Origin of the sequence: Dactylosporangium sp. NPDC049742 (assembly GCF_040674675.1) — a bacterium.
Lineage (GTDB): Bacteria > Actinomycetota > Actinomycetes > Mycobacteriales > Micromonosporaceae > Dactylosporangium > Dactylosporangium maewongense.
Map to the genome: position 1 here is coordinate 1 of NZ_JBFANF010000036.1, position 4,908 is coordinate 4,908.

The window sequence follows — 4,908 nt, forward strand, 5'->3', positions numbered from 1 at the left end:
GGGTCAGGGGCCCGGTGTCGCGGGTGCTGCCGCGGCGGGTGTCGCGGGTGCCGCCGTGGCCGGCGCGGCTGGCGCTTTTGGTGCGCCGGCGGCCGGCGCCCAGCAGGCGGGGCCGGCGGCGGCTCAGGCGGCGGCTGCTCAGGCGGCAGCGGCGCAGCAGGCGGCGGCTCAGCAAGCAGCTCAGCAGGCGGCCGCGCAGCAGGCGGCGGCGCAGTTGGGGAAGGGCGGGCAGGGCGCCGCCGGGTTCCAGCACGGGCAGGGCACGCCGCCCGCCGGGGTCTCGCCGGTCAGCGCGGTGCCGATGAGCGGTCCGCCGGTGAGTGGCCCGCCGATGAGCGCGCCGCCGATGAGCGCGCCGCCCGCTGCCAACGCGCCCGTCAGCGCACCGCCGCCCGTCAGCGCGCCGCCGCCGGTGAGCGGCGGGCCCGGTGGATACCAGGGCGGATACCAGGCGGGTGGCTTCCAGGCCGGTGCGGCGCCGGTCAGCCCGGCGTTCGGCGACGCGGAGGCGACGCAGCGGCTCCGCCCGATGGCACCGCCACCCGTTCAGCAGGGGCACCGCGGCGGGCCGCAGGGGTATCAGCAGGGGCACGCTCCCGTGCCGCCGCCGCAGCCGCCGAGGATCGCGCAGCCGCCGCAGCCGGTCCAGCGCGTCTACAGCTCGCCGTCCGCGTCGCCGATGGAATACGCGCCGATGCCGCGGGAGGAGCCGCCGCCCCCGTCGCCGCGGCGCAACGTGGCGATCCCGCTGCTCGTCGGCATCCTGGTGCTGGCGCTCGCGCTCGCCGGTTACGTGGTGTACACCGAGGTCGGCAACAACAAGAAGGACGACGACGTCGCGCAGCAGCCCACGACCTCCGTCTCCAGCGGCGGGTCCGTGGCGCCGTCGGCGGCCGAGGGGCAGCAGCTTCCCCCGTATTCGCGCCCGGACCGGCCGGCGTGGGTGCCCGGCAACTGGAAGCAGTTCCAGGACCGTGGCCTGCACGAGCTCTGGTATTCCCAGGACGAGTCCGAGGGCGGCAGGTGCGACGCGTCCGACGACGACCTGCACGTCGTGTCGAACCCGCGCGGCCTGACCGGCTGCACCCTGAAGGACACGCTCAACGTCAACATGACCGACGCCGGCATCGAGGCGAAGGTGCACCGCGTGAGCGGCTGCGCGGGCATGTGGGCGAGGGCGGGCCAGGAGGCGTACACGGTCGGCGTCTGCGACGGCGTGATCCGCCTGTACGCCCTGGGCGACGCCGCCCCCAGCCAGAGCAACGAGCTGGCGTCCTGGCCGGTCAAGATGACCAGCGACCCGTACGTCGCCCTGGTCGTCATCGGCTCGGAGATCACCGTCTACGCCAACGGCGTCAAGCTCGGCTCGAAGGTCAACGAATCGATCAAGCGCGGCAAGGTCAACCTCGGCGCCTTCACCCCCAGCGGCGACGCCGCCGACGTCACCTTCTCCGACGTCCGCATCTACCAGCCCCAGTCCAACTCAGGCGGCGGCGGCAACCCGTCCCCGTCCCCGACCCCCTCGAAGTCCTGGTCCAACTCCCCATCCCCGACCCCGACCTGGAAGCCGACCCAGACCCGCTCCTCAGCCGCCTGACCCCACCGCCGCCCCCGGCACCCGCCGCCTCATGCGGCCGGGCGCCACGCTCACCGCGATGGTGTTCGCCGGACCCCGCACGACCACAAGCTGTGCGCTCCGGGCGACTGGTGCACACCGGCCCGGCTCCGGCCGCGAGGGCTCCGGCGCAAGCAGGCGTGCCCACGTCAGCTCCGGCGCGATCGCTGCCAGCTACGGCGGGGGTCGATGTCCGCTTGGCGGGGCCGGGATTGCGGGCGGTCGAGGCAAGGCCGCTGCCAGCTCCGGTGCGAGCGGACGCCCCGGTCGGCTTCGGCGTGAGCGCTGCCGGCCGCGGTGCGGTGGTGTCCGCTTGGCTGGACCAGGGCCGCGCGCGGTCGGGCCGCGGGCGCGTTGGCGGACGAGTCGCGGACGGCCAGTGCGAGGGCGCGTTGGTGGACGGGTTGCGGACGCGAGCGCTGCCGGCTTCGGTGTGAGCGCTGCCGGCCGCGGTGCGGTGGTGTCCGCTTGGCTGGACCGGGGCCGCGCGCGGTCGGGCCGCGGGCGCGTTGGCGGAGAAGTCGCGGACGGCCAGTGCGAGGGCGCGTTGGTGGACGGGTTGCGGACGCGAGTGCCGTCGGCTTGGGCGGGTGGTCGTGTCCGGGTCGTGTTCCGGGCGCGACTGGGCTGACTCCGATGTGAGGGGCGTGCCTGGGGCGGCTGCGGTGTGAGCGTCGCCGGCTGCGGTGGGAAGTGTTGCCAGCTGCGGTGGGGTAGGTGTCCGCTGGGTCCGGCCCGGGGCGCAGGCGGTCAGGGCGAGGGCGCTGCTGGCTCCGGTGTGAAGGGCGTGCCCGGGCGGCTGCGGTGTGAGCGCTGTCGGGTTCGGCGGGTGGGTGTGCCCGGGTCGGCTCCGGGGGTGAGCGTTGCCGGCCTCGGTGTGGGCGGGGCGTGCCTGGGTCGGATTCGGCGTCAGCGTTGCCGGCTGCGGCCCGGTGGGTGTGCCCCGGGCGGTGGCGTCCCCATGCTGTGGTGCGTGAGGTTCGGTTATGCGGTTCGCGTGGCTCGGTCGGACCGAAGCGCAACCGGTGAAGCCGGGTGGGGTGGTTCCGCGCTCCGGATGCCGGGCTTCGTGCCGTCGTCGCGGAACGACGGGCGGATCGCTGCCTGTCGGTCATGGTTCTCGACGGTGGCGAGCGGCCGGCGTCCGGACCCGTGGGTGCGGCCCTGAAGAGGGTGGCATTGCCGGGCAGCGTCAGGGTGAGTGCGGAGTCCGCGGCCCGGCCCAAAGGGTTGGGCGAGCTGGGGGCGTGTCCACGATCGGGGGACAGGGGCGGGCTTGTGCGCGATCGTGGTGGCGCGGGGTAGCCGGCCGGTGTGGGTGGGGCGGAGTGATCGAATAGCGGATCTGGCTGCCCGGGCGACCGGATCCGCGAGTCGATCATGGGGGCGGCGGCGAGGAAGGCCCCAGTCCGGCGGGAACGGCACCTCGACCGGCGGGTGAGGGGTGGGTTGAGCGCAGGGGGGAGTGGCCCGGGTGCCTGATGAAGGTGGCGAGGCCGGGCTGGGGGTCAGGGCTCGCCTTCGGTGGCTCCTTGCGGAGGGGAAGGCGAGCGCACCGACAAGCTAGCGGCGGGACCTCGCGGCGCGCGGGGCGACCAGGCGCGCCGCGGTCCAGTCCTTGCCGGCGTTGACCGTCGAGGTCTGCTGCAACCCGGCGGTGGGGGCCGACTCGTTGATATCGCTCGGCTCGACGTGCCCGGGGCGGCCGGCCTTGGGGGTGAGGAGCCACACCACACCGTTGTCCGCGAGCGGGCCCAGCGCGTCGATGAGCGTCTCGACCAGGTCGCCGTCGTCGTCGCGCCACCACAGCAGCACGACGTCTACGACCTCGTCGGTCTCCTCGTCAACCAGGTCCCCGCACCGGTCGATCAGGACGTCGCGGAGATCCTGGTCGACGTCGTCGTCGTACCCCATCTCCATAACGACCATGCCCGGTTCGACACCGAACCGGTCCGCCAGGCTCTTCACCTCGGCCTGACCCGCGGTCGCGTTCACTGTCCACTGCCTCCTGTCGCAACACCACTGTTAGCGCGTAGTCCACACAGTACGGGCCGTCAACGCAAGTGGCGCACCGATGCGATCGAAAAACTAAAGGTCCAAACTACCGGGCCAACAGCGATTTCGCTCCCTGGACGATCTGTTCCTCGGAGACGAGGACGTGGTTGGCGGCCGGGCCGAGCGGCACGAACGAGTCGACCGCGGCCACCCGGCGGGCCACGCCGACGTAGCCGGCGTCGACCAGGGCGGCGATGATGCCCTCGCCGACGCCGCCGGAGCGGCGGGTCTCGTCGACGACGAGGACGCGGCCGGTGTCGGAGGCGTGCTTGATGATGTCGCCGACGGGCAGGGGCGACAGCCAGCGCAGGTCGACGACCCGGCAGCCGACGCCCTCCTCCGACAGGCGGGCGGCGGCCCGCAGCGACATCCGGACGCCGTTGCCGAACGTGATGATGGTGAGGTCGTCGTTCGGGCCGCTGTGGTACGCGCGGGCCCGGCCGATCGGCACGTGGATGGCCGACCATTCGCTCGGTGGGGCGTACTCCGACAGCCACCAGTTGTCGCTGTCGCCGTGCAGGTCGCGGGTGTGGTACAGGGCGATCGGCTCCAGGAACACGCAGACGCTGCCGTCGACGACCGCGCTGGCGAGGCAGGTGCGCAGCATCGGGGCCGCGTCCTCGGCCCGGGCCGGCGCGGCGACCACGAGCCCCGGGATGTCGCGGAGCACCGCGAGGGCGTTGTCGTTGTGGAAGTGCCCGCCGAAGCCGAGCTGGTACGCGAGGCCGGCGACCCGGACGACCATCGGGTTGTGGTAGGCGCCCTGCGAGAAGAACTGCATGGTGGCGGCCTCGCCGCGCAGCTGGTCCTCGGCGTTGTGCAGGTAGGCCAGGTACTGGATCTCGGGCACGGGCAGCATCCCGGCGAGCCCGGCGCCGAGGCCGAGACCGAGGATGGAGGTCTCGTCGAGGAGGGTGTCGAAGACGCGGGCGCTGCCGAAGCGGTCCCGCAGGCCCTTCGTCACCCCGTAGACGCCGCCCTTGGCCGCCACGTCCTCGCCGAAGACCACCATCTGCGGGTACGCGAGCATCGCGTCGGTCAGGGCGGCGTTGATCGTCTGGGCGAGGGTGAGCGGGCCGGCGCGCTCGGGGAGCTTCCCGTTGAAGGCGGCCGCGCGGGTCGGCGGATGCCCGTTGGCACGGGTGTCGGCCGGCTCCGGCGACGCTTCCGATGTTTCCGGCACTTCCGATGCGTCCAGCACCTCGGTCGCCGCGGAATCCGAAGGCGACGGTGAATCC

The 4,908-nt window shown here is 73.6% G+C and carries 2 protein-coding genes and 1 pseudogene; 1 reads left to right on the forward strand and 2 read right to left on the reverse strand.

Features of this window, described 5'->3' with window-relative positions:
- Positions 1–1,597 (forward strand): annotated as a pseudogene (locus tag AB0J72_RS35110) (hypothetical protein); the annotation flags it as partial.
- 1,581 nt (positions 1,598–3,178) lie between these two features.
- Here AB0J72_RS35110 and AB0J72_RS35115 read toward each other — a convergent pair.
- Entirely contained in the window at positions 3,179–3,610 is a 432-nt protein-coding gene (locus tag AB0J72_RS35115) for a DUF3052 domain-containing protein (protein WP_033362448.1), read from the reverse strand.
- Positions 3,611–3,716: 106 nt separating this feature from the next.
- Positions 3,717–4,908, reverse strand: a 1,192-nt coding sequence (locus AB0J72_RS35120; RefSeq protein WP_363406379.1) for a transketolase C-terminal domain-containing protein, incomplete at its 5' end; no start/stop codon positions are given.